This is a genomic window from Streptomyces zaehneri (genome assembly GCF_032248645.1).
In the GTDB taxonomy this organism is placed as follows: domain Bacteria; phylum Actinomycetota; class Actinomycetes; order Streptomycetales; family Streptomycetaceae; genus Streptomyces; species Streptomyces coriariae.
This window is the reverse complement of the sequence record NZ_JASTTJ010000044.1, coordinates 1-26,149: the sequence shown is the minus strand read 5'-3', so window position 1 is coordinate 26,149 and position 26,149 is coordinate 1. Positions and strand designations below refer to the sequence as shown.

The following is a 26,149-nucleotide window of genomic DNA, read 5'->3' as shown; positions in this document are numbered from 1 at the left end:
CTCCTCAGAGGTGTCTCAGCTGGGTGTCGAGAAACCTCGCCGCTGGGCGCGACGGGGCCGTCTCAGCTGGTGGGGTGCGGGTGTGCACTTATCACGGTACGCCGTGTCCGACGTGCCTGTTTCCGGTCAGCTTTCGCTTTCCGCCTGACGGGAGGCCGTCTCGGCCGCCTTCGCCGCCGCGCTGCCCGGACGCTTGCGGGCCACCCAACCCTCGATATTCCGCTGCTGACCACGGGCCACGGCCAGCGAACCGGGCGGCACGTCCTTCGTGATCACGGACCCGGCGGCGGTGTACGAGCCGTCCCCGACCGTGACAGGAGCCACAAACATGTTGTCCGAACCCGTACGGCAATGCGACCCGACGGTGGTGTGGTGCTTGTCCTGCCCGTCGTAGTTCACGAACACGCTCGCCGCGCCGATGTTGCTGTACTCACCGATCGTCGCGTCACCGACGTAGGACAGGTGCGGGATCTTCGTCCCCTCGCCGATGGCGGCGTTCTTGGTCTCGACGTACGTGCCGATCTTGCCCTTCGCCCCGAGACGGGTGCCGGGACGCAGGTACGCGAACGGCCCGACGGACGCCTGCGGACCGATGCGGGCGCCGTCGGACACGGTGTTGTCGACCCGGGCCCCCGCGCCGACGTGGGTGTCCTTCAGCCGGCTGTTGGGGCCGACCTCCGCGCCCTCACCGATGTGCGTGCTGCCGTGCAGCTGCGTACCGGGAAGGACGACGGCGTCCCGCTCGAAGGTGACGGTGACGTCGATCCAGGTCGTCGCCGGGTCGACCACGGTCACGCCGGACAGCATCGCGGCGGTCAGCAGCCGGTCGTTGAGGATGCGGCGGGCCTCGCTGAGCTGCACCCGGTTGTTGATGCCGGCGATCTCCCGGTGATCGGCGGCGACGGACGCGCCGACCCGGTGACCGGCCTCCCGCAGGATCCCGAGGACGTCGGTCAGGTACTCCTCGCCCTGGCTGTTGTCCGTGCGGACCTTCTTGAGCGCGTCGGCCAGCAGCTGCCCGTCGAACGCGAAGACCCCGGAGTTGATCTCACGGATCGCGCGCACCGCGTCGTTGGCGTCCTTGTGCTCGACGATCGCGGTGACGGTACCCGAGGCGCCGTCCCGGACGATCCGCCCGTAGCCCGTCGCGTCCGGCACCTCGGCGGTGAGGACGGTGACGGCGTTCCCGTCCGCGTGGTGGGTGGCGGCGAGCTCCGCGAGGGTCGCGCCGGTGAGCAGCGGGGTGTCGCCGCAGACGACGACCACCGTGCCGTCGACGCCGTCACCGAGCTGCTCGAGCCCCATCCGGACGGCGTGCCCGGTGCCGTTCTGCTCCTCCTGCACGGCGGTGCGTACACCGGCGTCGACCTCGGCGAGATGCGCCGTGACCTTCTCCCGTGCGTGTCCGACGACGACGACCAGGTTCTCGGGGTCCAACTCACGGGCCGCGGCCAGCACATGACCCACGAGGGAGCGGCCGCTGATCTCGTGCAGGACCTTCGGTATGGCGGACTTCATACGGGTGCCCTCACCCGCTGCGAGAACGACGACGGCTGCCGGGCGAATGGCGCTCACGGAAGTTGCCCTTCGGCTGTGGAGTGGGGTGGGACATCCGAAGGATACCGGGGCGTTTCTTTGGGGACATGAGAGCGGGCCCTGACAGTGCTGTCAGGGCCCGATTCTGGTATGGCTCCCCCGCCAGGACTTGAACCCGGACAGATGGCACCAAAAGCCACAGTGCTGCCAATTACACCACGGGGGAATGAACTCGACTGAACCGGACATCTGGCGGGACTGTCGAGTGGCGCCTCCTACTATGCCGTACCACCAGCCCTCGATGCGACGGTGTGGGTGGGCGCTCTGGAGCACTGCCATCCGGAGGCAACCGTAGTGGCCCGCCCCGACATTGGTGCGATTGGTCTTGGGGTCGTGCCTCTCGGGGCTCGTCTTCAGAAGGTCGTCGGCCTTGATGCCGACCTGGTCTGCCCGGTAGGCCTCGGCTCCTGACGCGTCTGCCGACTCATGGATGCGTACGGGGAACCGCCGGTGGTGCGACCGCCCGCTCCCGAGGTGTCTCGAAGTCCGCGTACTCGCCAGGGGAATGTGCCATGTGCATACCGTCCGGGCGGAATGCATGGTTCCGGGCTCGAACGGGCGTGGTTCAGCAGTTCGAGGGATACCGGTGGGTTTCGATGCTGTTCGGTTACGGAGTGTGGTGTGGGCCGGTCGGGGAAAGTCGCCGGAAAAGCCGGGGGTCGCGCCCGTAGGCTGGAGCCATGACCACGACGGGGGAAGAGGACACGGCGGCCCGGGGAGGGCCGTGGTGGTGGACCAGATGGCGGAGCGCGGCGTTCGACTGGAGCCTGGGGCTCGTGTCCGCCGTGGAGTGCGCGGTGGAGGGGATCCCGTTCGCGCGGGACGCGGGGATCCCGTCGGCGGCGGGGGTGGTGTTCGGACTGCTGGCCGGGTCGGTTCTGGTGGTGCGCCGGAAGTGGCCCATCGCGGTGGTGCTGGTGTCGATCGCGATCACCCCGGCCCAGATGGGCTATCTGATGGGCATCGTGGGGCTGTACACCCTCGCCGCCTCCGAGCTGCCCCGCCGGATCATCGCCTCGCTCGCGGGGATGCAGCTGGTGGGGACGTTGATCGTGACGTTCGTGCGGGTGCGGCAGAGCATGGACCAGGGCCGGCTGACCATCGGTGACTGGTTCATCCCGTTCGCCGCCATCACGACCTCGTTGGGGCTCACCGCCCCGCCGCTGCTGCTCGGGATGTATGTCGGCGCCCGGCGGCGGCTCATGGAGAGCCTGCGGGAGCGGGCGGACAGCCTCGAGCGGGAGTTGCAGCTGCTCGCGGAGCGGGCGGAGGAGCGGGCGGAGTGGGCGCGTGGCGAGGAGCGGACCCGGATCGCGCGGGAGATGCACGACGTGGTCGCGCACCGCGTCAGCCTGATGGTCGTGCACGCGGCCGCGTTGCAGGCCGTCGCGCGCAAGGATCCCGAGAAGGCGGTGCGCAACGCGGCGCTCGTGGGTGACATGGGGCGGCAGGCGTTGACCGAGTTGCGGGAGATGCTCGGGGTGCTGCGCAGCGGTGGTCCGGGGGAGCGGGCGGCGTCGGTGCCGGTGCTGGCGGTGGGGGTGGCGGCCGCGGTGGTGGTGGAGGAGGGCGAGGGGCCGTGTCTGTCCGAGCTCGACGAGCTGGTGGGGCAGTCGGCGGCCGCGGGGATGGTGGTGGAGCTGATGGTGGAGGGGGAGGTGCGGGTGTATGCGGGGGAGGTGGAGCAGACGGCGTACCGGGTGGTCCAGGAGGCCCTGACGAACGTCCACAAGCATGCGGCGGGCGCCAAGACGCATGTACGCCTGGCGCATCGGGAGGGGGAGATCGCGATGCAGGTGGAGAACGGGCCGCCGCCGGAGGTGTCGGCGTTGTCGGCGGGGTTCCCGTCGGGGGGCAACGGGTTGGTGGGGATGAGGGAGCGGGTGATGGCGCTGGGTGGGGTGTTCGTGTCGGGGCCGACGGAGGCGGGGGGTTTCCGGGTGTCGGCGGTGATTCCGGCGTCGTAGGCCTCGGGTGTTCTCGGGTGTTCTCGGGTGTTCTCGGGTGCCCGCGTCGGCCGGTCAGCCGGCGGTGAGGCGGACGGGTTCGATGCCGGTGGTGAGGGTGCCGAGGGCCTGGTCGATGTCGGGGCCGAGGTACCAGTCGCCGGTGTGGTCGAGGGAGTAGACGCGGCCTTCGGCGTCGATGGCGAGGATGCCCTGGGTGTCGGTCTCGGTGCCGAGGGGTGCGACGTCCGTGTCGAGGGCGCGGCCGAGGTCGGCGAGGGTGCGGGCGAGGTGGAGGCCGTGCAGGGGGTCGAGGTGGACGGTGGTGGGGGCGACCTGGCGGCCGGGGCCGGTGGGGGCGATGGTCAGGCCGCCGAATTCGGCCCAGGCCTCGACGGCGGCGGGGAAGACGGCGTGCCGGTGGCCGGCGGGTGAGGTGTGTTCGCGCAGGGTGTCGGCCCAGATCTCGGCCTGCTTGATGTCCCAGCGTCCGGGTTGCCAGCCGGCGGCGCGCAGTGCGGCGTCGACGGGGACGGGGAAGCGTGTGGTGGAGGTGCGGTCGGGGTGCATCTGCCCTTCGTTCGTCGAGCTGGTGGTGCGTGGCCCGGTGGGGCCGTCGTGTCGTCCTGCGTGGGGGGGTGTGGCGGTGAGGGGTGGTTCAGTCGCCCGCGGTCGACGGGTCGACGATGCGGACGCCGAAGTGGGCGCTGAGCGCGGTGCAGGCGCGGCAGGGGGCGGCGAAGCTGCCGTGGAGGGGGTCGCCGTCCTCGCGGATGCGGCGGGTGGTGAGTTTGGCCTGTCTGAGGGTTTTGCGGGCTTCGCCGTTGGTCATGGGGCGACGTGCGGCGCGTCTGCTGCGGGCGGCGTCGGCGGCGGTGAGGTGCCGTGAGATGAGGAGTGCCTCGGCGCAGCGTCCGGTGAAGCGGTCGCGTTGGGCGCTGGTGAGGGTGTCGAGGAAGTCCTGGACGAGTGGGTGCAGGTGCGGCGGCTGGTCGGCGCGGGCGGCGGTGCTGGTGAGGGTGGCGCCGCGGACGGAGAGGGCGGCGGCGACGGTGGGGAGTATGCCGTCCCTGCGGTGGCGCAGGACGGGCGTGTGCGGGGTTTCGGTGGCGGACCAGCCGATGCGGGGATCGCCGCTCCGGCCGGTGTGCGGAGCGCCGGTCCGGTCGGTGTCGTGGGCGGCCGTGTTGCCGGTGTGCAGGTCGTCCGACCTGCCGGTGTGAGACCCCGCCTGAGTCACGTTCATGATCGTTTTCCCCTCCCGTGCATCCCCCCGGACGTCACAGAGTGCCAAATGGCGTGGCGGGTGGGGAAGCTGGGGCGGTTCGACACGCCCGGGTTTGGGCGGGCTGTCACGGCGGGGTGACGGCTGGTCACGGAAGCGGAGGGCCGGTGACCACTGTCGTCGTACCGCATAGGCTGTCGGCACCGTCGGCGCGCGGTTGACGCGCGTTGGAGATTGTTGGAGACAGTCGATACGGGGCGTGGTGGGTGGGTCCGGAAGCGGAACCGGCCGCTGCGGGCCGTACAGAGTGCCGCAGGGGGCAACCGCCATGACGACAGGTCGGCTCGGGCTGGGGGCACCTCCCAGCCGCCAGGCTGGGGGACAAGCCGCGCCGCCGAACGCGGCCTATGCCGGGCAGGTCGTGCATTTCCCGGATCCGGTCCGGGCGGCACGGCACCCGAGGGGCGTGCGGATGGACGAGCGGGGCTACCCCGACTTCTCGCCGTATGCGCGGGCGGCAGCGGAGATCGCGGATCCGCCGGAGGGCTTCGGCGTGGACGAGTTGCGGTTGACGGACTACGTGTCGGCGAACGCGGCGCTGGCGGCGTCGGGACACGAGCTGTGGGACACGGTGCCGAACGTGGCGACTCCGCACGGCTGGACGTGGCACCACGTCGTGGGTTCGCGGCGGCTGGAGTTGGTCCCGGTCGAGGTGAAGGCGCTGCTGCGGCATCACGGCGGGGTGTCGTCGGCGGTCGTGGACCAGGCGAAGCGCGGGACGCGGCCCCTTCAGGAGACGCGGCCGGTGCACTTCGGGCTTCCGAAGTCGGGTGTCGCGGTGACGGAACAGCAGGTCCAGGGGGTCGAGGAGGACCTGGGGTACCGGCTGCCGGGGGCGTACCGGTCGTTCGTGAAGGCGGCCGGTGGTTGTGCGCCGGTGGGCGCGGCCCTGGACGCGGAGCTGGGGCTTCTGATCGACCAGCCGTTCTTCACCGTGCGCGACGAGGCGGCGGTCAACGACCTCGTGTATGTGAACAAGTGTCTGCGTGACCATCTGACGAAGGACTACCTGGGCGTCGCGTTCGTGCAGGGCGGGTTGCTCGCCGTGAAGGTGCGGGGTGAGCGGGCCGGTTCGGTGTGGTTCTGCGCGTACGACGACATCCGGGACGTCGATCCGGCGTGGTCGCCCGCGGAGCGCATGGAGCGGTTGTTGCTGCCGTGCGGTGAGGACTTCGACGTCTTCCTGTCGAGGCTGGCCGGCAATCCGCCGGAGTTGGAGACGGTGGCCAATCTGATGGTGGACGGCGGGTTCGCGCGTGCGGTGCCCGCGGCGGCCGCGTCTTCGGTGGGGGAGTGAGCTGGACGATGGTGACGTTCGCGCAGGCGCAGGAGCGCGCCGAAGAGTGGATCAACGGGGATGTGCCGGCGTACCAGCACCGTGAGGTGCGGGTGCGCGAGTTCGAGCTCGGGTTCGTGGTGTGGGCCGAGGACCGCGCGGAGGGACCGCGTTCGGACGGCGGCGCGCAGCGGCTGGTGATCGCCCGGGACAGCGGGGAGGCCACGCTGTGGCCCTCGGTCCCGGTGGGTGAGGTGATCCGCCGGTACGAGGAGGAGTACGGCCGTACGGACGCCCCCGCCGATGCGGTGCCGGCACCCGCGGCACGGGTGGATCTGAACCAGACGTCGTTCTTGCTGTCGCCGCCGGAGTGGCTCCAGGAGGCGGCGGACAAGCTGGGGATCGCGGATCGGCGGGAGGCCGGGGCCGGTGCCGGGAACGGCTCCGCGGCCGGGAACGGCTCCGCGGCCGGGAACGGCTCCGCTGCTGGTTCCGGGAACGGCGAGGCTGCTTCGGCGCCGGGGCCCGGCTCACGCGCGGGTTCGGATGCGGGTTCGGGGTCCGGTTCGGGCTCCGGTTCGGGCTCCGGTTCGGGCGGCTCGGCCGGTGCTGTGCCGGGCGGGGTGCCCGGGGGCGGTGATCCCTCGCTCCCCCGGACCCAGGGCGGGGTGCCGGGGAGCCGGCTGCCCGAGACACAGGCAGGGGTGCCCGCGGGCCCGGGTTCCGGTGGGTCGTCGGCGCCCGCCGCTCCCGTCGGGGCGACGCCGTGGGCGGGGACGGACACCAACGCCGATGCCGGTGACGACCGTTCCGTGTCGCTGCCCGCGACCGTCTTCGCGCCGCCGCTGAGCGGCTCCGACGACGAGGCGGCGCCGCCGACGTCCGCGCCGGACGCCAAGACGGCGCTGATGTCGGGCGGCAGCCGGCTTCCGCGGACGGCGGTCGCCCCCGCGCTCGACGCTCCGGGGGCGGGCGGCACGGGGCCGGGTGGCGCGGGTGCGGCCGGGAACGCGCCGAGCTCTCCGACTCCTCCGACTCCTCCGACCGCGCCGGCTCCGCCGTCCGGTCCGGCCGGTTCGTCGTACGGCTACCCGCAGGGTCCGGGCGCGGGCGCGCCGGGTGGCCCCGGGGCTCCGTCCTCTTCCCCGGGTTCTTCCCCGTCCTCGTCTTCGGCGGCCGGTCCTGGTACGCCGCCTCCGGCCGGTCCGGGTGCGCCCGCGCGGCCGCTCGCCCCGAACGCCGGTGACATCGCGGACGCCGCGACCAGCAAGGCGGCACCGCCTCCGCGTCGTCAGCGTGGTGGAGGGGCGCAGCCGCCGCCTCCGCCGAGTGCGCCGGGAACGCCGGGTGCGCGACCGGGGAACACGCCGCCGCCTCCGCCTTCCGGCCCGGGTGCGCCCGGTACCCCGGCGGGCGGCTATGTGCCTACCCAGCTCGTGTCGTCCCTGGGCCCGGACGGGTCTGCGGGTCCGGCCGGTCCGGGTACCGGTCAGGGCGCGGGGGGTGCGCCACAGCCTCCCGGCGTGCCTGGTGTGCCCGGCGTGCCCGGTGCGCCGAGCGCGCCCACCGGACCGAACCCGCCCGGGGGTACGCCTCCCGGTGGCGTTCACCACGCCGCGACGATGCTTGCCGATCCCGGTCGGATGGGACCGGGCGCGCCGCAGCCGCCTGGTGTTCCGGGCGCGCCGCATGCGCCCGGCGCTCCGGGTGCCCCAGGTGCTCCGGGTGTCCCCGGCGCGCAGGCCGCTCCGGGTGCTCCCGGTGTTCCTGGCTTCCCGGGTGCCCCCGGTACGCCCGGTACGCCCGGTGTCGTTCATCATGCGCAGACCATGCTGGCCGGGCCCCAGGCGGGTGGGCCCGGCGCGCCTTTGCCGCCGCAGGCTCCCGGTGGCCCCGGGTTCCCGGGCGCTCCCGGCGCACCTGCGACGCCCGGTTTCCCGGGTGCCCCGGGCATGGCTCCCGCTCCCGGTACGGCTCCCGGCGCCCCTCAGCCCCCGATGCCGCCGGGCGGGCCGGTGCCGGGGCAGCCGCCCTCGTACGGGTATCCGCAGCAGCAGGGGCTGCCGACGGTCGGCCCGGGTTATCAGGCCGTGCTGCGCTTCCGTGCGCAGGACGGCTCGGAGCAGCAGCTGATCCGGCGTTCGGCGCCGGGTACCCCGCACCCGGAGTGGCAGATCTTCCACGAGCTGCGGGCGATGAACGTGCCGCCGGACCAGGTGCTGGAGCTGCACACGGAGCTGGAGTCGTGTGAGCTGCCGGGCGCCTACTGCGCGCGGATGATGCGGGAGCAGTGGCCGCAGGCCCGTATCACGAGCATCGCGCCGTACGGCACGGACCACGCGAGCCGGCAGCAGGGCATGCAGCAGCTGCTGGCGCACCAGGGCGAGTTGCACCAGGTGGCGGACGGACCGGCGCGTCCGGCGCCCGTTCGTGCGCCGTTGCCGCCGGTGCAGGCCGCGCCGCCGTTGCCGCCGGAGGCGATCGGGCAGGAGCTGGCGGCGGTGTTCGGGCCGGCGGTGTTCCGCTTCGAGCAGGCCGCGGTGTCCCGGCAGGGCGTACCGCCGGTCGTGGCGCACACCCTGGTGGTGGCGGGTCTGCCGGCCGACATGGGGCCGTTCTTCTGGGCGCAGGCCCAGCCGGGCCGGCCGGTGCCGACGCTGGCGGAGCTGGCGGCCGAACGGGGCGTGCAGCCTGCGTCGGACGCGGGCTCGTACCTCGTCATGGGCAGTGACTTCGGCAAGGCGATCTGTGTGCAGTACGGCACGGCGAACATCGTCGCCGTGCCGGTGGAGGCGGGGCCGGGCGGTGCGCCCGTACCGCCGCAGTTCGTGAACACCGGGCTGCCGGAGTTCGCGCGCTGTCTGGCACTGCTGGGGCGGATGTGGCGGCTGCGGTTCGGTCTGAACCAGGAGCAGGCGGGTCGCTGGACCGTCGACTTCCAGGCCCAGCTGGCCTCGCTCGACCCGGCGGCGCTCGGTTCGCCGGAGAGCTGGTGGTCGGTGCTGCTGGAGCAGATGTGGGACGGACTGCTGTGACGAGCGGTCCGCGCGCCTCGTAGGGGCGCGCGGAACCGCGTACGCGTACGCGTACGCGGGCGAGCAGACGGAAGGGGCCGGACCCGGTCGGATGATCGGGTCCGGCCCCTTTGTGTTCGGGGCTGGCCTTGACCTGTACGCGGAGTGTCGCGTTATGAACACTTGCGCCCGATCCATCAAGATATGCGCGAAATCATCATGTCGTGTCCGTCGGGTGGCGAGGGGTTACAGGATGAGCAGCGCGTCGATGTCACCGCCGGGGTTCGTGACCGTACGCGGCCGCGGCTACCGCCCGGAACAGGTCGAGGCGTACACCGCCGCCCTCTGCGCCGACCGGGACGCCGCGTGGGAACGGGCCGCCAGGCTCACGGTGCTCGCCAGGGAGATGGAGGAGGAGGCCGAGCGGCTGCGCGAGGTGGTGACCCGGCTCGCGCCGCAGACGTACGACTCCCTCGGGGAGCGCGCACGGCGCATTCTCCAGCTCGGGCTCGAAGAGGCGGCGGCAGTCCGCGACAACGCGCGCAGTGAAGCGCGTGAGCACCTCGCACACGTCGAGACGTGCGCCCTCGATGTCCGCCGCGCGGCGCAGGAGGAGGCGGACGCGCTGCGCGCGGAGGCCGAGGAGTGCGCCCGCCTGCGGTTGCTCGCGGCCCGCGCCGAGGCCGACGAGCTCCGCATCGGCACCCGGCGCGAGGTCAAGGAGTACCGGGGCGAGGCGCTGGGCGCCCTGCGCGAGGTGCGGCAGCGCACCGCAGGCATGCTCGCCGAACAGGAGAAGGAGCACGCCGAGCGGTGGGCCGCGGCGGAGCGCGAGGAGGCCGAGCGTGCCGCCGCCCTCGACGCGCGGCGCGATCGGGCGGTGGCCCGCGCCGAGGCGGCGCTGTCCGCGGCCGAGCAGGCGTACGCGGAGGCCGAGGAGTCGGCCCGCCTCGGTCAGGAGGAGGCACACGCGCGTGCCGCCGGGCTTCTCGCCGAGGCGCGTGCCCGGGAGGAGCGCGTCGCCCACGAGACGGAGCGGCTGCTGCGGGAGCACGGCGAACGCCGGGACGACGTGCAGGCGCACATGGACCACGTACGCAACAGCCTGAGCGCCCTCACCGGCCGCTCGGCCGACCAGGACCTGCTGGGCTCGGGGCCTGACGCGACCGGGACCTGACGGGATCAGGATCTGGCGGGATCAGGGCCTGACGGGATCCCGTGTGGTCAGCGGCGCCGCAGTGACGGGTCGAGGAGCGCGGGCGGGGTGTCGAACTTCTCGTGCGCGGCGAGGTCGGTGCCCGGTGCGACGACGGCGTCGATCGCGTCGAGCACATCGGCGGAGAGCACGGTGTCCGCGGCGGCGAGCTGCGCGCGCAGATGGTCCGGTGTGCGGGGGCCGATGAGCGCGCTCGTCACGGCGGGATGCGCGGTCACGAAGCCGAGCGCGAGCTGGATCATGGTCAGCCCGGCCTCGTCGGCGACCGCGGCCAGTTGCTCGACGGCGTCGAGCCGGGCCCGGTTGGCGGGGACGGCGGTGTCGAAGCGTTGCGGCATGAACGCCGAGCGGCTGGTGGTGACCGGCCGGCCCTCGCGGATCGCGCCCGTGAGCCAGCCCGAGGCCAGCGGGCTCCACACCAGGACGCCGAGCCCGTACTCCTCGGTCACGGGCAGGACGTGGGTCTCGATGCCGCGCTGGAGGATCGAGTAGCTGGGCTGCTCGGTGACGTAGCGGCTCAGCTGGTGCTCGCGGGCGGCCCACTGGGCCTGCACGATGCGGTAGGCCGGGAAGGTCGAGGAGCCGAAGTGGCGGATCTTTCCGGCGCGCTGGAGGTCGGTCAGCGCCGAGAGTGTCTCCTCGTCGCTGGTGCTCGGGTCCCAACGGTGGATCTGGTAGAGGTCCACGTGGTCGACGCCGAGACGGCGCAGGCTGTTGTCCAGCTCGGTGACGAGCCAGCGGCGGGAGCTGCCCCGCCGGTTGCGCTCGTCGCCCATGGGCATGCCGGCCTTCGTGGCCAGCACGATGTCGTCGCGCCGCCCGGCGATGGCCTTGCCGACCATCTCCTCCGACTCGCCGTCGCTGTACATGTCGGCGGTGTCGATGAGGTTGATCCCGGCCTCGAGGGCGGCGTCGACGAGGGCGGTGACCTCGTCCTGGCCGGTGTGCCCCATCCTGCCGAAGTTCATCGCGCCGAGCGCGAGGGAGCTGACCTGCACACCGGTGCGGCCCAAGGTGCGGTACTGCATGAGTGTTGTCTCCTCTTCGAGGATGAGACGTCGTGGCGCCACACGTGCGTGGCTTGGTCACGGGTGCGCCGCTCTGGCATGATGAGCAAACGGAACCGTGTCCCGTTTGAACATACGGAACGTCGTTCCGTTTAGCAACAGCGGAGACGGCAGGCAGGTCCGCGCAGCGCGAGCCAAGCGGTGAGCGAGCGGGAAATGAACGCGGGCAGTGAGCAAGCAGGAAATGAGCCGGCGGGCAGTGAGTAGGCAGGCAGTGAACAAGCAGGCGGAGGAGAGGGCGGCGCGGTGAGTGACGGCGACCGGGGCGCGGGGCACACGGCCCGGCCCCAGCGGGCGGACGCCCGGCGTAACAAGGAGGCCCTGCTCGACGCGGCCGCCGCGATCTTCGTGACGGCGGGCGTGGAGGCGCCGGTGCGCGACATCGCGGCGCGGGCCGGCGTCGGGACGGCCACGATCTACCGCCACTTCCCGACGCGGGCGGACCTCATCATCGCCGTCTACCGGCACCAGGTCGACGCGTGCGCAGAGGCCGGTCCGGCCCTGCTGGCGGAAGGCCCGACCCCTTACGCCGCCCTGGGGCGATGGATCGACCTGTTCGTCGACTTCCTGGTCACCAAGCACGGACTCGCCGCCGTGCTCCAGTCCGACAACGCGGGCTTCGAGACGCTGCACGCGTACTTCCTCGACCGGCTCGTGCCCGTGTGCGGCCGGCTGCTCGACGCCGCGGCCGCCTCCGGTGAGATCCGGCCCGGCCTCCAGGCCTACGAGGTCATGCGCGGTGTCGGCAACCTGTGCATCGGCGCGGACAACGATCCCCGCTACGACCCGCCCCGGCTGGTGGAACTACTCGTCGCGGGACTGCGTCGTCCGCATTGACGGCATTGACGGCATTGACGGCATTGACGGCATTGACGGCATTGACCGTACTGGCCGGCCTGACCGGACTGACCGCAAGCCGTCGCCGGGCGGCCGGCGTGCGGCCGGCGTGCGGCAGGTGGCGTGGGGCGGTCGGCGGGTGGGCGTCCGCGCCGCTCGCGCTCACGCCTCCCTGCGTCCCGCGCCCGCCAGGATCCAGCCCTCCACCGCCTCGTACCGGCGGCGCTGCTCCTCCGCCTGCGGCGCCCCGAGACCGCCGTGCCCAGCCAGCCGAAGGCGAAGCCCAGGGGGACGGTGACGATGCCCGTGGTGGTGAAGGGGAACCAGTTGAAGTCGGCCTCGGGGAAGGCGGAGACGGGCGAGCCCGAGACCAGGTTGGTGCCCGGCATGAGGATCAGGACGGACAGGGTGCCGCCGATGAGGGTGGCGAGGAGACCCGTCCGTGTGTAGCGGCGCCAGAAGAGGCTGTAGACCAGCGCGGGGGCGAGCGCCGAGGCGCCGAGGCAGAAGGAGAGGGTGACCAGGGGCTGGAGGCTGCGGTGCTGGACCTGGGCGGCGAGCAGGATCGTCGGGACGCCCACGGCCAGCGCGGACAGCCGGGCCAGGAGCATCTCGCGGCGCGCCGACATGTGCGGGTCGCGTGCCGCGAAGACGTCGTGGGCGAGGGAGTTGGCGCAGGCGAGGATCATTCCGGCGACCGAGGCGAGCACGGTGAGGAAGATCGCCGTCGTGACCGTCGTGAAGAGCAGGGTCTCGGCCGTGGACACCTCGCTGCCGAAGGCGCCCCGGGAGCCCAGCAGGTAGGCGGTGTTGCCCTGCGGGTCCGCCTGTGCGATCACCGCGCGGCCGACGATCGCGGTCGCGCCGAAGCCGACGACCGTCATGATCAGCACGAACAGCGCGACGCCGGAGACCGCCCAGGACATCGACCGGCGCACCTGACGGGCGCTGGACGCGGTGTACATGCGCATGGTGATGTGCGGCAGGCAGGCGCCGCCCAGGACGACCGACAACTGGGCGGTGATCATGTCGAGGCGCGGGAAGAGGCCGCCGGCGAACTCCAGCCCCGAGCGCAGGAAGGCGTCGCCGACCCCGCTGCCCTCGGCCGCCGCGTCGAAGAGGGTGCCCGGGTTCCAGTCGAAGCGGTACAGGACGAGCACGGCGATGACCGTGCCGGAGCCGAGCAGCATCACGATCTTCAGCATCTGGATGAGGGCGGTGCCCTTCATGCCGCCGATCGCCGCGTAGCTGATCATCAGCACGCCCATGCAGACGACGCATCCCGTCTTCACCGAGGCGCCGGAGAACCCCAGGATGAAGGCGAGCAGCTGACCGGTGCCCGCGAGCTGCACGAGCATCATCGGCAGCAGCGCGGCGAGTGTCACCGCGCATGCCGTGATGCGCACCGCCCGCCCCGGCATGCGGCGGGCCAGCGCGTCGCCCATGGTGAACCGGCCCGCGTTGCGCAGCGGTTCGGCGAGCAGGAACATCATCAGCATCAGGGAGAGTGCCGTACTGAGGGCGAGGACGACACCGTCGTAGCCGCACAGTGCGATCACCCCGCCGGTGCCCAGGACGGTGGCCGCCGAGATGTAGTCCCCCGCGATGGCCAGGCCGTTGCGCAGCGGGGAGAGGGAGCGGTAGCCGGTGTAGAACTCGGCGAGGTCGTCGCGGTCGGGGCCGGTCATCACGCACAGCAGCAGCGTGATCGTGGCGATCGCGGTGAACGCGACGAGGGACATCGTCTGGGCGTCGTCGCTGAACTCCGTCATCGTCCGGGCTCCTTGGTACGGGTTCCGCGCGCGTCCCGCTTCGCGTCGATCTCGGAGAGTTTGCGGATGCGGTCCGCGAGCGGGTCCACATGGCGGCGGGCGGTCCGCTCGTACAGGACGATCGCCAGGCAGGTGACCGGGAGTTGCAGCAGGGCGAGCAGCAGGCCCGCGGGGAGGCCGGTGGCGACCCTGCCGGTCATCAGGGACGGCGCGAACGCCGACAGCACCAGGAAGACGACGAAGTAGCCGAGCGCGGTGAGTGTGGCCACCCGCCGCTGGCGGCGGTAGGCGCCGCGCAGGACCCGCAGGTCGCTGTGGCGCCCCATCGGGGCGTGGTCGGCCGGCCGGCGCCGAGGTGGCTCGGGCGGCTGGGGTGGCGGCTGCCATGGGTAGGTCGGGCCGGTGTGTGACGGGTCGTGTGACATCCCGTGCTCCTTGCGTGGCTCGGGTCCGTGGCGGCGGACCGCAGGGAGTGGGGGTGGTGCGAGGGACGCACGTTACTCGGGAGTACGGCGGCTGCGAAGAGTTTTCACCAAACTGGGTGGTCGGTATGCGCTTACTGCGCGAAATGCCGCCTGACCTGGGGTGTTACCCGCGTTAACCCCGCGCGTGGGTGACTCCTGTGGCCGTTGTGGCGATCATCCTCACGGAAGCGTGGTGGGGCCATCGGCCAACCGATCGGTCAGCTCCTCAACGCATCGGTCAGCCCCTCAATACATCGGTCAGTCCCTCAACGCATCGGGCAGCCCATCAACAAGTCGGTCGGTCCGTCGAGTCGTCGGTAGGTCAGCCCGTCACTCCATCTGTCCGTCACTCCGTCACTCCGTCACTCCGTCACTCCATCAGTCCGTCACTCCGTCAGTACGGGGAACCGTCGTGGGGCCACGAACAGCAGCACCAGGAAGGCGAGGGCCGCCGCGCAGGCCGCGCCCAGGTAGACGGCGTGCACGGCGCTCGCGACGGCGTCCCGGACGGCCTCGGGTGCCGTTTCGGCGGCGAGGGCGCGGGTGACGGAGTCCAGATCGCCCGCGCCGCCGAGCCGGGCCGCCAGCACCCCGTTGGCGACCGCGCCGAACACCGACGCGCCGATCGTCTGCCCGGTCTGGCGGCAGAACAGCACGGACGCGGTCGTGGTGCCGCGTTCCGACCAGCCCACCGTCGACTGCACGCCGACCAGGAGCGGAAGCTGGAAGAGACCCAGCGCGGCGCCGAGCAGCAGCATCAGCAGGGCCGGCTGCCAGGCCTGGCCGGGGTACGGCAGGAACGGGAACGCGAGCAGGATCAGCGTCGCCGCGCCGATGCCCAGCAGCGCCGTGTCACGGAAGCCGATGCGCCGGTAGACGTGCTGGCTGAGGGCGGCGGACAGCGGCCAGCTCAGGGTCCAGACGGAGAGGACGAACCCGGCGGTCACCGGCCCCAGGCCCAGCACCGACTGGGCGTACGTCGGCAGGAACACCGTCGGGGCCACCATCAGCAGACCCAGCGCGCCCAGCGCCAGATTGACCGCCGCGATCGTGCGGCGGCGCCACACCCAGCCCGGGATGATCGGCTCCGCCGCCCGGCGTTCGATGACGACGACGAGCCCGGCCAGCGCCAGCCCGGCGCCGAACAGGGCCAGTGACGGCCCCGACAGCCACGGCCACGCCACCCCGCCCTGCACCAGTGCCGTCAGCAGCACCCCGCCGCACGCGAACACCGCCAGCGCACCCGCCCAGTCGACACGCGCGCGTGCACGCGTGGCGCCGCGGGGCGCGCGTACCCGCGACCCGCCACGCGCGCGTGGAGGCGACTTCTGCCCGGACGGCGACGACTGCCGCTGCGGCTCGTGCAGATGACGGACGATCAGCCACAACGCCACCGCCCCGATGGGCAGGTTGATGAGGAAGATCCAGCGCCAGTCCGCGTAGGCGGCGAGGACCCCGCCCAGGCCGGGCCCCGCGACCGCCGAGACCGCCCACACCGTGGACAGCTTCGACTGGATCCTCGGCCGCTCCTTCAGTGGATACAGGTCGGCGGCGAGCGTCTGCACCGTGCCCTGCAACGCCCCGCCGCCCAGGCCCTGCACGATGCGGAACGCGATCAGCGCCCCCATGTTCCAGGCCAGGGCGCACAGCAGTGAGCCGAGCAGGAAGAGGGCCGCCCCGGCGACCAGCACGGGCTTGCGGCCGAAGGTGTCGGACAGCTTGCCGTAGACCGGCAGGGTGACCGTCACGGCGAGCAGATAGCCGGAGAACAGCCAGGAGAAGACGGAGAACCCGCCCAGGTCGCCGACGATCTGCGGGACGGCCGTGGAGACCACGGTGGAGTCAAGGGCGGCCAGCGCCATGGAGAGCATGAGGGCGGCGACGACCGCGCCCCGTCTGCCCGGTGCGGTCGGCCGCGCGGCCTCGCGTGTCGCCGGTCGGATGTCCCCCACCTGATACCCCCGTACGTCCCGTGCCCCTTGCATCCAACTGCCGGAAGTCAGCTTCCCACTTGACCCTCGCGTCGCGGGAGGGTGGAGCCTGACTGGGCCGGAGGGTGGAGACAACCCCGAAGGACCCTCCACCCCGCGGTGGACGGCCCCTAGGGGTACCTCCGTACTACGGCTCGGGGAGGGTTCGTACTGCCGGAGGAGGAGATGGGCGGGGTCCCGTCCTTAACCTGGCTTTACGCCGCTGGGGGGCGGTCGGCACCACTTCCGGGGGGTGGGGTTAACCCCCCGGAAAGACGGGCCCGAGCACCAGCGCGAGGGACCCCCTCCCGCCGACAGACTCTTCGGCGTAGCGCCTCGCACCATCCCTTGCACATCCGATGCGCTGCTCATCCGCTTCTGACATCCGACATAGGAGACTTACCGTGACTTCGGCTGTGACCATTCCCAGGCACGGGGGCACTGGAGGGCGTACGGCCGTAGCCGCGCGGGCGCGGCAGGTCGTGAAGGCGTACGGGTCCGGTGAGACCCGCGTCGTCGCCCTCGACCACGTCGACGTGGACATCGCCCGCGGTCAGTTCACCGCGATCATGGGTCCCTCGGGGTCCGGCAAGTCCACGCTGATGCACTGCCTCGCCGGTCTCGACACCGTCTCGTCCGGGCAGATCTACCTGGACGAGACCGAGATCACCGGGCTCAAGGACAAGAAGCTCACCAAGCTGCGCCGGGACCGTATCGGGTTCATCTTCCAGGCGTTCAACCTGCTGCCCACGCTCAACGCGATAGAGAACATCACGCTGCCGATGGACATCGCCGGCCGCAAGCCGGACAAGGCGTGGCTGAGCCAGGTCGTGGAGACCGTCGGACTCGCCGACCGCCTCAGGCACCGGCCCACCCAGCTCTCCGGCGGTCAGCAGCAGCGCGTCGCCGTGGCGCGCGCCCTCGCCGCCCGCCCGGAGATCATCTTCGGGGACGAGCCGACCGGAAACCTCGACTCGCGCGCGGGCGCCGAGGTCCTGGGCTTCCTGCGCCGCTCGGTGGACGACCTGGGCCAGACGATCGTGATGGTCACGCACGACCCGGTGGCGGCCTCCTACGCGGACCGGGTGCTGTACCTCGCGGACGGCCGGATCGTCGACGAGATGTTCAAGCCGACCGCCGAGACCGTCCTGGACCGGATGAAGGACTTCGACGCGCGGGGGCGTACGTCATGACCGTCATGAAGACCTCGATGCGCAACTTCTACGCGCACAAGGGGCGCATGGCCCTGTCGGCCGTGGCGGTCCTGCTGTCGGTGGCGTTCGTCTGCGGGACGCTCGTCTTCACCGACACCATGAACACCACCTTCGACAAGCTCTTCGCCAGCACCTCCTCCGATGTGACGGTGAGCGCGAAGGGCGCCTCGGACACCGGTGAGACGACGTCCGACAACGGGAAGCCGCCGGTCATGCCGGCCTCCGTGCTCGGTGCGGTCCGCAAGGCGGACGGGGTGAAGTCGGCGGAGGGGACCGTCTTCTCGACCTCCGCGACCGTCGTCGACGCCGACAAGGACAGCCTGTCGCCCACCAGCGGCGCGCCCACCATCGTCGGCAACTGGAACGGCAACGACGCCCGCACCATGGAGATCACCGACGGTGCGGCGCCCAAGGGCTCCGACCAGGTGATGGTGGACGCGGACACCGCCGACAAGCACCACCTGAAGCTCGGCGACGAGATCGGCGTGATCACCGCGGTCGGCACGCACACCGCGAAGATCTCCGGCATCGCCGCCTTCCAGGTCACCAACCCCGGCGCGGCGATCTTCTACCTGGACACGAGGACCGCCCAGGAGGCCCTGGTCGGCGAGTCGAACGTCTATACGAACGTCAACGTGACGGCCGCGTCCGGCGTGAGCGACGCGCAGCTGAAGAAGAACGTGGCGGCCGAGATCGGCGGCGGCTACAAGGTGCAGACCGCCAAGGAGACCGCCGACGCCAACCGCGACAGCGTCGGGGGCTTCCTGGACGTGATGAAGTACGCGATGCTCGGCTTCGCCGGGATCGCCTTCCTCGTCGGCATCTTCCTGATCATCAACACCTTCTCCATGCTGGTCGCGCAGCGCACCCGGGAGATCGGCCTGATGCGGGCCATCGGCTCGAGCCGCAAGCAGGTCAACCGGTCCGTTCTCGCGGAGGCCCTGCTGCTGGGCGTGGTCGGCTCGCTCCTCGGCGTCGGCGCGGGCGTCGGCATCGCGGTCGGGCTGATGAAGCTCATGGGCATGACCGGCATGAACCTGTCCACGGACGACCTGACGGTCGCCTGGACGACCCCGGTGGTCGGCATGGTCCTCGGCGTCGTCGTCACGGTGCTCGCGGCTTACCTCCCGGCGCGCCGGGCCGGCAAGGTCTCCCCGATGGCCGCGCTGCGCGACGCCGGCGCCCCCGCCGACGCCAAGGCGGGCGTCGTACGGGCCGTCATCGGCCTGCTCCTCACCGGCGCCGGCGGCCTGGGCCTCTACCTCGCCGCCGCCGCCGACAAGGCCGCCGAGGGCTCGCTCTGGCTGGGCCTGGGCGTGGTCCTGAGCCTGATCGGCTTCGTGGTGATCGGCCCGCTGCTGGCGGGCGCGGTGGTCCGGGTGCTGGGCGCGATCGTGCTGCGGGCCTTCGGCCCGGTCGGACGGATGGCGGAGCGCAACGCGCTGCGCAACCCGCGCCGCACCGGCGCCACGGGCGCGGCCCTGATGATCGGCCTCGCGCTGGTCGCCTGTCTGTCGGTGGTCGGCTCCTCCATGGTGGCCTCCGCCACGGAGGAGCTCGACAAAAGCGTCGGCACGGACTTCATCATCCAGAGCGACGGCGGTCAGCTGATGACCCCGCAGGCGGTGCGGGCCATCAAGTCGACGCCGGGCCTGGAGCGGGTCACCGAGTACAAGTGGACCGAGGCCGACTTCACCACCCCCGACGGCAAGACGCTCGACAAGACGGCGATCACGGCGGCCGACCCGACCTACGCGACCGACCTGCGCGTCGAGACCGTCGCCGGAAACCTCGCCGACGCCTACCGCCCCGACTCGATGTCCGTCCACGAGAAGTTCGCCGAGGACCACAAGATCACCCTCGGTTCCAGGATCGCGGTGGCCTTCAAGAACGGCTCCACGGCCCGGCTGACGGTCCGCGCGATCACCAGCAGTGACGCCGTCATCGACCAGGGCGCGATGTACACCTCCATCGCCACCCTCAAGAGGTACGTCCCGGCCGACAAGCTGCCGCTCGACGACCTGGTCTTCGCCACGGCGAAGGACGGACAGCAGGACGCCGCGTACACGTCCCTGAAGGCCGCGCTGCACGACTACCCGCAGTACACCGTCCGCGACCAGACCGACTACAAGCAGGAGCTCAAGGACCAGATCGGGCAGCTGCTGAACCTGATCTACGGCCTGCTCGCCCTCGCGATCATCGTCGCCGTCCTGGGTGTGGTGAACACCCTCGCCCTGTCGGTGGTGGAGCGCACGAGGGAGATCGGCCTGATGCGGGCGATCGGTCTCTCCCGCCGCCAGCTGCGCCGCATGATCCGCATGGAGTCGGTCGTCATCGCTCTCTTCGGCGCCCTTCTGGGCCTCGGTCTGGGCATGGGCTGGGGCGCCACCGCCCAGCAGCTCCTCGCCCTCCAGGGCCTGAACGTCCTCGAGATCCCGTGGCCGACGATCATCGGCGTGTTCATCGGCTCCGCCTTCGTGGGCCTGTTCGCCGCCCTGATCCCGGCGTTCCGCGCGGGTCGCATGAACGTCCTGAACGCGATCGCGACGGACTAGCCCCGACCGAACCAGCCCGGCACCGAGAAGAACGGGGGTCTTCTCGGTGCCGGGCTTCCTCGCGTTCTTGCAGCCGGCTCTAGGAGTGCACCCTCCGGGGGAGCTCGAGGACGAGGCCGTCCAGGCCGAAGGCGGGGGTGCGGGGGCGCAGCACCCGGGGTCGGGAAGGGGAGGGAAGGGGAAGGGACGCCGGGGCGAGGAAAGTCGTGCGCGGCCGGCCCCATCGCCCCTGTGGTTGTCCACAGGCTCCGGCGAACAACGTCGCCCCGACGTACGCTGGACACCCCCGGCCCGTGACACGCGTCGGGCCCTTCGCGTTGCCCACCCCGGACCCCGGTACGCCCGCCCCCGGACGCACCCCGGCCCCTCGGACGGAAAGCCCAGCCCTCCATGAGCCTGCACGGTCTGCTCGACGCCGTCGTCAAGGACACCGCCCTCGCGGAAGCGATCCCCGCGGCCGCCGACGGCAACCGCATGCACGTCGACCTGGTCGGCCCCCCGGCGGCCCGCCCCTTCGCCATCGCCGCCCTCGCCCGCGAGACCGGCCGCACGGTCCTCGCCGTGACGGCCACCGGCCGCGAGGCCGAGGACCTGGCCGCCGCCCTGCGCTCGCTGCTCCCACCGGACGGCGTGGTGGAGTACCCCTCCTGGGAGACGCTGCCGCACGAGCGCCTCAGCCCGCGCAGCGACACCGTCGGCCGCCGCCTCGCCATCCTGCGCCGGCTGGCCCACCCGCGCCCCGACGACCCGGAGACCGGCCGGGTCTCGGTCGTCGTGGCGCCGGTCCGCTCGGTACTCCAGCCGCAGGTCAAGGGCCTCGGTGACCTGGAACCGGTGGCTCTGCGCACGGGCCAGACCGCCGACCTCAACGACGTCGTCGAAGCCCTCGCCGCGGCCGCCTACGCGCGCGTGGAACTCGTCGAGAAGCGCGGCGAGTTCGCCGTACGGGGCGGCATCCTGGACGTGTTCCCGCCCACCGAGGAACATCCCCTGCGCGTCGAGTTCTGGGGCGACGACGTGGAGGAGATCCGCTACTTCAAGGTCGCCGACCAGCGCTCCCTGGAAGTCGCCGAGCACGGCGTGTGGGCCCCGCCCTGCCGTGAACTCCTGCTGACGGACGAGGTGCGCACGCGCGCGGGCGCCCTCGCCGAGGAGCACCCCGAACTGGGCGACCTGCTCGGCAGGATCGCCGAGGGCATCGCCGTCGAGGGCATGGAGTCCCTCGCCCCGGTGCTGGTCGACGACATGGAGCTGCTGATCGACGTCCTGCCCGAGGGGGCGATGGCCGTCGTCTGCGACCCGGAGCGGGTACGCACGCGTGCCACCGACCTCGTGGCGACGTCCCAGGAGTTCCTCCAGGCGTCCTGGGCGGCCACCGCCGGCGGCGGCGAGGCGCCCATCGACGTCGGCGCGGCCTCCCTGTGGTCCATCGCGGACGTCCGTGACCACGCGCGTGAGCTGGACATGATGTGGTGGTCGGTGTCGCCGTTCGCGGCCGACGAGGAACTGGACGCCGGCACCCTGAAGCTCGGCATGCACGCCCCCGAGACCTACCGGGGCGACACCGCGAAGGCGCTGGCCGACACCAAGGGCTGGCTGGCCGACGGCTGGCGCGTCGCCTTCGTCACCGAGGCGCACGGCCCGGCGGCCCGCACGGTCGAGGTGCTCGGCTCCGAGGGTGTCGCGGCCCGCCTCGACGCGGACCTGACCGAGCTGAGTCCCTCCGTCGTCCACGTCTCCTGCGGCTCGATCGACTACGGCTTCGTCGACCCGGCGCTCCGTCTCGCCGTGCTCACGGAGACCGACCTGTCCGGCCAGAAGGCGGCCGGCAAGGACGGCGCGCGCATGCCCGCGCGCCGCAGGAAGACGATCGATCCGCTCACCCTGGAGGCGGGCGACTACATCGTCCACGAGCAGCACGGCGTGGGCCGCTACATCGAGATGGTGCAGCGCACGGTCCAGGGCGCCACGCGCGAGTACCTGGTCGTGGAGTACGCGCCCGCCAAGCGCGGCCAGCCCGGCGACCGTCTCTACATCCCGACCGACCAGCTGGAGCAGATCACCAAGTACGTCGGCGGCGAGGCGCCCACGCTGCACCGGCTCGGCGGCGCCGACTGGACGAAGACCAAGGCGCGCGCGAAGAAGGCGGTCAAGGAGATCGCCGCCGACCTGATCAAGCTGTACAGCGCGCGGATGGCGGCCCCCGGTCACGCCTTCGGCACGGACACCCCCTGGCAGCGCGAACTGGAGGACGCCTTCCCCTACGCGGAGACGCCCGACCAGCTCACGACCATCGCCGAGGTCAAGGACGACATGGAGAAGACGGTCCCGATGGACCGCCTGATCTGCGGTGACGTCGGCTACGGCAAGACCGAGATCGCCGTCCGGGCCGCCTTCAAGGCCGTCCAGGACGGCAAGCAGGTCGCCGTCCTGGTGCCCACCACCCTCCTGGTGCAGCAGCACTTCGGCACGTTCAGCGAGCGGTACGCGCAGTTCCCGGTGAACGTCAGGGCGCTCTCCCGCTTCCAGACGGACACGGAGGCGAAGGCCACCCTGGAGGGGCTGCACGAGGGCGCGGTGGACATCGTCATCGGCACCCACCGGCTGTTCTCCTCCGAGACGAGGTTCAAGGACCTCGGCCTGGTCATCGTCGACGAGGAACAGCGCTTCGGCGTCGAGCACAAGGAGCAGCTGAAGAAGCTGCGCGCGAACGTGGACGTCCTGACGATGTCGGCGACCCCGATCCCCAGGACGCTGGAGATGGCGGTGACGGGCATCCGGGAGATGTCGACGATCACCACGCCTCCCGAGGAGCGCCATCCGGTGCTCACCTTCGTCGGCCCCTACGAGCAGAAGCAGATCGGCGCCGCCATCCGCCGCGAACTGCTGCGTGAGGGCCAGGTGTTCTACATCCACAACCGGGTCGAGTCGATCGACCGCGCGGCGGCGAAACTGCGCGAGATCGTGCCCGAGGCGCGCATCGCCACCGCCCACGGCCAGATGTCGGAGACGGCGCTGGAGCAGGTGGTCGTCGACTTCTGGGAGAAGAAGTTCGACGTGCTCGTCTCGACGACGATCGTCGAGTCCGGCATCGACATCTCCAACGCGAACACGCTGATCGTGGAGCGCGGCGACACCTTCGGCCTGTCCCAGTTGCACCAGCTGCGCGGCCGGGTCGGACGAGGGCGCGAGCGCGGCTACGCCTACTTCCTCTACCCCCCGGAGAAGCCCCTCACGGAGACCGCCCACGAGCGTCTCGCCACGATCGCCCAGCACACCGAGATGGGCGCGGGCATGTACGTGGCGATGAAGGACCTGGAGATCCGGGGCGCCGGAAACCTGCTCGGCGGCGAACAGTCCGGTCACATCGCGGGTGTCGGCTTCGACCTGTACGTCCGCATGGTCGGCGAGGCCGTGGCGGACTACCGGCGTCAGCTGGAGTCCGGCGGGGTCGAGGAGGAGCCGCCGCTCGAGGTCAAGATCGAGCTGCCCGTCGACGCGCACGTCCCCCACGACTACGCGCCCGGCGAGCGGCTGCGCCTCCAGGCCTACCGGGCCATCGCCTCAGCCAACTCGGAGGAGGACGTCAAGGCGGTCCGCGAGGAACTCGTCGACCGCTACGGCAAGTTGCCGGAACCGGTGGAGAACCTGCTGCTGGTGGCGGGGCTGCGGATGCTGGCACGCGCCTGTGGCGTCGGCGAGATCGTGCTCCAGGGCGCCAACATCCGCTTCGCGCCGGTGGAGTTGCGCGAGTCGCAGGAGCTGCGCCTCAAGCGGCTCTACCCCGGGACCCTCCTCAAGCCGGCCGCGCACCAGATCCTGGTGCCCCGCCCGAAGACCGCGAAGGTCGGCGGCAAGCCGCTGGTCGGACGCGAACTGCTGGGCTGGGTGGGAGAGTTGCTGGCGACGGTGCTGGGTTCGTAGTCCGCGGCCGTAGTCCGCGGCCGCAGTCCGCGTGCGGGGGACGCGCGCGTGGGACACGGCCGTCGTCGGGCCCCCGGCCGGATCCGTCCGCCGGTGGCCCGACGCGTTCAGGCCGACGGGAACAGGACCATCGGCAGCGCGCGGAGCACCTCCTCGGGATCGTCCTCGCCCAGGAGGCCGTCGAGGTTGTGGCCGAGCAGGAGGGTGGCGAAGCCGTGGGCCAGGGACCAGACCGCGACACGGGCCAGCCGGGCGTCCGTGCCGTCCCCGGCGGGTGCGGTGCCGGCGATGGCGTCGGTCAGGGCGGCGGCCGACAGGGCGCGGGCCGTGGTCAGCTCCAGATCGTCGGCGCGCAGCAGCCCGGGCGAGAACATCACCTGGAAGTGCGCCGGGTGTTCGCGCGCGAAGCGGACGTAGCGCACACCCGCGTCCCGTAGGTCCGTCGCCTCCGCCAGCGCGGTGGCCAGCAGCCCGTGCCCCTCCGCCGCGATCGCCGTCAGCAGGCCCGTGCGGTCACGGAAGTGATGGGCCGGCGCCGCGTGCGAGACACCGGCGCGGCGGGCCAGGTCGCGCAGGCTCAGCCCGCTGGGGCCGTCGGTGGCGATGACGTCGAGGGCGGCGGCCAGGATGGCGCGCCGCAGGTCACCGTGGTGGTAGGGGCGGTCGCTCATGAACAGCAGCGTACGCGGTATCTAGGCATTGACAAGTTCGCGCGGTCCGGGCAATCTTGTCAGTGTCAAGTTATGGCGGATGTCCGAACGCGACGAGGGGGAGACGTCATGTCCGAGAATCACGAGCGCCAGGCAACGGAACGGGCCGAGCGGGACGAGCTGTTCGGGCTGCGGGGCGAGCGGGGCGAACAGGTCGCGCCGGCGCAGGCGCGCAGGCTCTGGCACCTGCTGGAGCCGCTGCACGCGGTGGTGTACTACGCGCCCGAGGTCTTCGAGGAGGCCGGCGTGCTCGGCTACTCGACCGAGGACCGCTGGGGGAGCTACTTCCCGCTGCGCGCCGCTCCGTTGGGCCCGGTGAGCGCCGAGGCGGTGACCTCCGCCTTCTACAGTTTCCAGCCCGGCATGGTCGCCCGGTACGTCGAGGACGCCTGGAAGGTCGCCACCCCCGAAGCGGCCCTGGCGGCGCGGCGGAGAGGCGTCGACCGGCTGTACCGCGAACTGTTCGGTGACCTGGTGGACAGTCCCGAGCTGGCCGAGGCCGCCGCTCTCGCCCGCCGCGCCGCCGAGGCGGCCGTCACGGCAGGGCGCCCGCTCGCCGCGGCCAACGCCGCGCTGGCGTGGCCGAGCGAACCCCACCTCCAGCTCTGGCAGGCGGCGACGGTCCTGCGGGAGCACCGCGGCGACGGTCATCTCGCCGCCCTGCTCCTGGCCGGCCTCGACCCCGCCGAGGCACTGGTGTCCTTCGCCGCGATAGGCGCCGCGTCCGTCGAGCGCTTCGAAAGCCGCGGCTGGACCCGCGCACAGTGGGCGGCGGCGAGCGAGCGTCTGACGGCCAGAGGCCTGCTCGGGGCGGACGGTACGGCGACGGAAGCGGGCCGTGACCTGCGCCGCCGTGTCGAGGAGGACACCGACCGGCTGGCACTCGGCCCCTGGCGGGCCCTCGGACCGCAATTCACGGAACGCCTGGCCACGCTCCTCGGCGACTACTGGGTCGCGGTGCTGGGATCCGGACTGCTGCCCTCGGAGTCGACGCTGGGCATCGGCAGGGTGTGAGCGTCGCCGCCGCTCCGCCGGCGGACAGGCCGAAGCCGCCCGCGGCGGGCTCGCTCCGCGCGGACGGCCTTGATGTGCCGGGTGATGTCGGTGGCTCGGCCCATGCGTCTTCGGGCCGGGCTGCGGCCGGGCGTTGCGGCCGGGTCCGGGTCGAGACCGCGGGCTAGGGAGTGTCCGACGGATCATGATCGGAGCCATAAGCGGATCGCTGCTGCGGTGACGGTGCCATGGAAGACGTAGGCCCTCTTGTCGTAACGGGTTGCGACGGCACGGGAGTTCTTGAGCCGGT

16 protein-coding genes, 1 tRNA gene and 2 pseudogenes are annotated in these 26,149 nt (G+C 72.0%); 9 read left to right on the top strand and 10 right to left on the bottom strand.

Going from position 1 to position 26,149, the window contains the following annotated elements:
• Positions 1-126: 126 nt before the first annotated feature.
• Both glmU and QQM72_RS39520 read right to left on the bottom strand, forming a co-directional pair.
• Positions 127-1,575 carry a bifunctional UDP-N-acetylglucosamine diphosphorylase/glucosamine-1-phosphate N-acetyltransferase GlmU gene (gene glmU / locus QQM72_RS39525; protein WP_314225647.1) on the bottom strand — a complete coding sequence of 483 codons (1,449 nt, stop codon included), beginning with the start codon at positions 1,573-1,575 and terminating at the stop codon, positions 127-129.
• 112 nt (positions 1,576-1,687) lie between these two features.
• Positions 1,688-1,762 (bottom strand) — tRNA-Gln (locus QQM72_RS39520).
• A 514-nt stretch (positions 1,763-2,276) separates the two neighbouring features.
• Between QQM72_RS39520 and QQM72_RS39515 the strand changes: the two genes are divergently transcribed.
• Entirely contained in the window at positions 2,277-3,563 is a 1,287-nt protein-coding gene (locus tag QQM72_RS39515; RefSeq protein ID WP_314225646.1) for a sensor histidine kinase, read from the top strand.
• Positions 3,564-3,617: 54 nt separating this feature from the next.
• On the opposite strand, the gene QQM72_RS39510 is transcribed toward QQM72_RS39515, so the two are convergent.
• A complete protein-coding gene (locus tag QQM72_RS39510; protein ID WP_314225645.1) occupies positions 3,618-4,112 on the bottom strand; it encodes an SUKH-3 domain-containing protein in 495 nt (164 codons plus the stop codon).
• Positions 4,113-4,200: 88 nt separating this feature from the next.
• Positions 4,201-4,788: a YwqJ-related putative deaminase gene (locus tag QQM72_RS39505; protein ID WP_314225644.1), complete on the bottom strand. Its 588-nt coding sequence runs from the start codon at positions 4,786-4,788 to the stop codon at positions 4,201-4,203.
• 307 nt (positions 4,789-5,095) lie between these two features.
• Here QQM72_RS39505 and QQM72_RS39500 point away from each other — a divergent pair, with 307 nt between their 5' ends.
• The 3 genes from QQM72_RS39500 to QQM72_RS39490 all read left to right on the top strand — a co-directional run bounded on the left by QQM72_RS39500 (position 5,096) and on the right by QQM72_RS39490 (position 10,294).
• Entirely contained in the window at positions 5,096-6,124 is a 1,029-nt protein-coding gene (locus tag QQM72_RS39500) for an SMI1/KNR4 family protein (RefSeq protein WP_314225643.1), read from the top strand.
• Between the two features lie 8 nt (positions 6,125-6,132).
• Entirely contained in the window at positions 6,133-9,138 is a 3,006-nt protein-coding gene (locus QQM72_RS39495) for an SUKH-4 family immunity protein (RefSeq protein WP_314225651.1), read from the top strand.
• 232 nt (positions 9,139-9,370) lie between these two features.
• Positions 9,371-10,294, top strand: coding sequence for a cellulose-binding protein (locus tag QQM72_RS39490; protein WP_314225642.1), 924 nt, complete (start codon positions 9,371-9,373; stop codon positions 10,292-10,294).
• 47 nt (positions 10,295-10,341) lie between these two features.
• Here QQM72_RS39490 and QQM72_RS39485 read toward each other — a convergent pair whose 3' ends face one another.
• Entirely contained in the window at positions 10,342-11,361 is a 1,020-nt protein-coding gene (locus tag QQM72_RS39485) for an aldo/keto reductase (RefSeq protein ID WP_314225641.1), read from the bottom strand.
• Positions 11,362-11,646: 285 nt separating this feature from the next.
• On the opposite strand from QQM72_RS39485, the gene QQM72_RS39480 reads away from it, so the two are divergent.
• Positions 11,647-12,237 carry a TetR/AcrR family transcriptional regulator gene (locus tag QQM72_RS39480; protein WP_314225640.1) on the top strand — a complete coding sequence of 197 codons (591 nt, stop codon included), beginning with the start codon at positions 11,647-11,649 and terminating at the stop codon, positions 12,235-12,237.
• A gap of 162 nt (positions 12,238-12,399) precedes the next feature.
• Here the strand turns inward: QQM72_RS39480 and QQM72_RS39475 are convergent.
• From QQM72_RS39475 to QQM72_RS39465, 3 genes and pseudogenes are all read right to left on the bottom strand, one after another.
• Positions 12,400-14,009 (bottom strand): annotated as a pseudogene (locus QQM72_RS39475) (sodium/solute symporter).
• On the bottom strand, positions 14,006-14,434 hold the full coding sequence (locus QQM72_RS39470) for a DUF485 domain-containing protein (protein ID WP_314225639.1): 429 nt from the start codon (positions 14,432-14,434) through the stop codon (positions 14,006-14,008). The pseudogene QQM72_RS39475 and the gene QQM72_RS39470 overlap by 4 nt, the downstream one beginning before the upstream one ends.
• A gap of 425 nt (positions 14,435-14,859) precedes the next feature.
• Positions 14,860-16,425, bottom strand: coding sequence for an MFS transporter (locus tag QQM72_RS39465; protein ID WP_314225638.1), 1,566 nt, complete (start codon positions 16,423-16,425; stop codon positions 14,860-14,862).
• A 422-nt stretch (positions 16,426-16,847) separates the two neighbouring features.
• Here QQM72_RS39465 and QQM72_RS39460 point away from each other — a divergent pair, with 422 nt between their 5' ends.
• The 3 genes from QQM72_RS39460 (at position 16,848) to mfd (ending at position 24,136) form a co-directional block, all read left to right on the top strand.
• Positions 16,848-17,636: an ABC transporter ATP-binding protein gene (locus QQM72_RS39460; protein WP_142264694.1), complete on the top strand. Its 789-nt coding sequence runs from the start codon at positions 16,848-16,850 to the stop codon at positions 17,634-17,636.
• Complete coding sequence (locus QQM72_RS39455) at positions 17,633-20,212, top strand: ABC transporter permease (protein ID WP_314225637.1); 2,580 nt, start codon at positions 17,633-17,635, stop codon at positions 20,210-20,212. The genes QQM72_RS39460 and QQM72_RS39455 overlap by 4 nt, the downstream gene beginning before the upstream one ends.
• Positions 20,213-20,602: 390 nt before the next feature.
• On the top strand, positions 20,603-24,136 hold the full coding sequence (mfd, locus tag QQM72_RS39450; protein ID WP_314225636.1) for a transcription-repair coupling factor: 3,534 nt from the start codon (positions 20,603-20,605) through the stop codon (positions 24,134-24,136).
• Between the two features lie 107 nt (positions 24,137-24,243).
• On the opposite strand, the gene QQM72_RS39445 is transcribed toward mfd, so the two are convergent.
• Positions 24,244-24,807, bottom strand: coding sequence for a TetR/AcrR family transcriptional regulator (locus QQM72_RS39445; protein ID WP_314225635.1), 564 nt, complete (start codon positions 24,805-24,807; stop codon positions 24,244-24,246).
• 108 nt (positions 24,808-24,915) lie between these two features.
• On the opposite strand from QQM72_RS39445, the gene QQM72_RS39440 reads away from it, so the two are divergent.
• The gene (locus QQM72_RS39440) at positions 24,916-25,860 is read left to right on the top strand and encodes an SCO6745 family protein (protein WP_314225634.1); all 945 of its coding nucleotides are present in this window, start codon (positions 24,916-24,918) and stop codon (positions 25,858-25,860) included.
• Between the two features lie 182 nt (positions 25,861-26,042).
• Here the strand turns inward: QQM72_RS39440 and QQM72_RS39435 are convergent.
• Positions 26,043-26,149, bottom strand: a pseudogene (locus tag QQM72_RS39435) (IS5/IS1182 family transposase); the annotation flags it as partial.

Bases quoted from the DNA above. Each gene is read 5' to 3' on its own strand.
- QQM72_RS39495 (WP_314225651.1), top strand. From the start codon at position 6,133: ATGGTGACGTTCGCGCAGGCGCAGGAGCGCGCCGAAGAGTGGATCAAC.
- QQM72_RS39440 (WP_314225634.1), top strand. From the start codon at position 24,916: ATGTCCGAGAATCACGAGCGCCAGGCAACGGAACGGGCCGAGCGGGAC.
- QQM72_RS39505 (WP_314225644.1), bottom strand. From the start codon at position 4,788: ATGAACGTGACTCAGGCGGGGTCTCACACCGGCAGGTCGGACGACCTG.
- QQM72_RS39510 (WP_314225645.1), bottom strand. From the start codon at position 4,112: ATGCACCCCGACCGCACCTCCACCACACGCTTCCCCGTCCCCGTCGAC.
- QQM72_RS39500 (WP_314225643.1), top strand. From the start codon at position 5,096: ATGACGACAGGTCGGCTCGGGCTGGGGGCACCTCCCAGCCGCCAGGCT.
- QQM72_RS39470 (WP_314225639.1), bottom strand. From the start codon at position 14,434: ATGTCACACGACCCGTCACACACCGGCCCGACCTACCCATGGCAGCCG.
- QQM72_RS39490 (WP_314225642.1), top strand. From the start codon at position 9,371: ATGAGCAGCGCGTCGATGTCACCGCCGGGGTTCGTGACCGTACGCGGC.
- QQM72_RS39455 (WP_314225637.1), top strand. From the start codon at position 17,633: ATGACCGTCATGAAGACCTCGATGCGCAACTTCTACGCGCACAAGGGG.
- QQM72_RS39445 (WP_314225635.1), bottom strand. From the start codon at position 24,807: ATGAGCGACCGCCCCTACCACCACGGTGACCTGCGGCGCGCCATCCTG.
- QQM72_RS39515 (WP_314225646.1), top strand. From the start codon at position 2,277: ATGACCACGACGGGGGAAGAGGACACGGCGGCCCGGGGAGGGCCGTGG.
- QQM72_RS39485 (WP_314225641.1), bottom strand. From the start codon at position 11,361: ATGCAGTACCGCACCTTGGGCCGCACCGGTGTGCAGGTCAGCTCCCTC.
- mfd (WP_314225636.1), top strand. From the start codon at position 20,603: ATGAGCCTGCACGGTCTGCTCGACGCCGTCGTCAAGGACACCGCCCTC.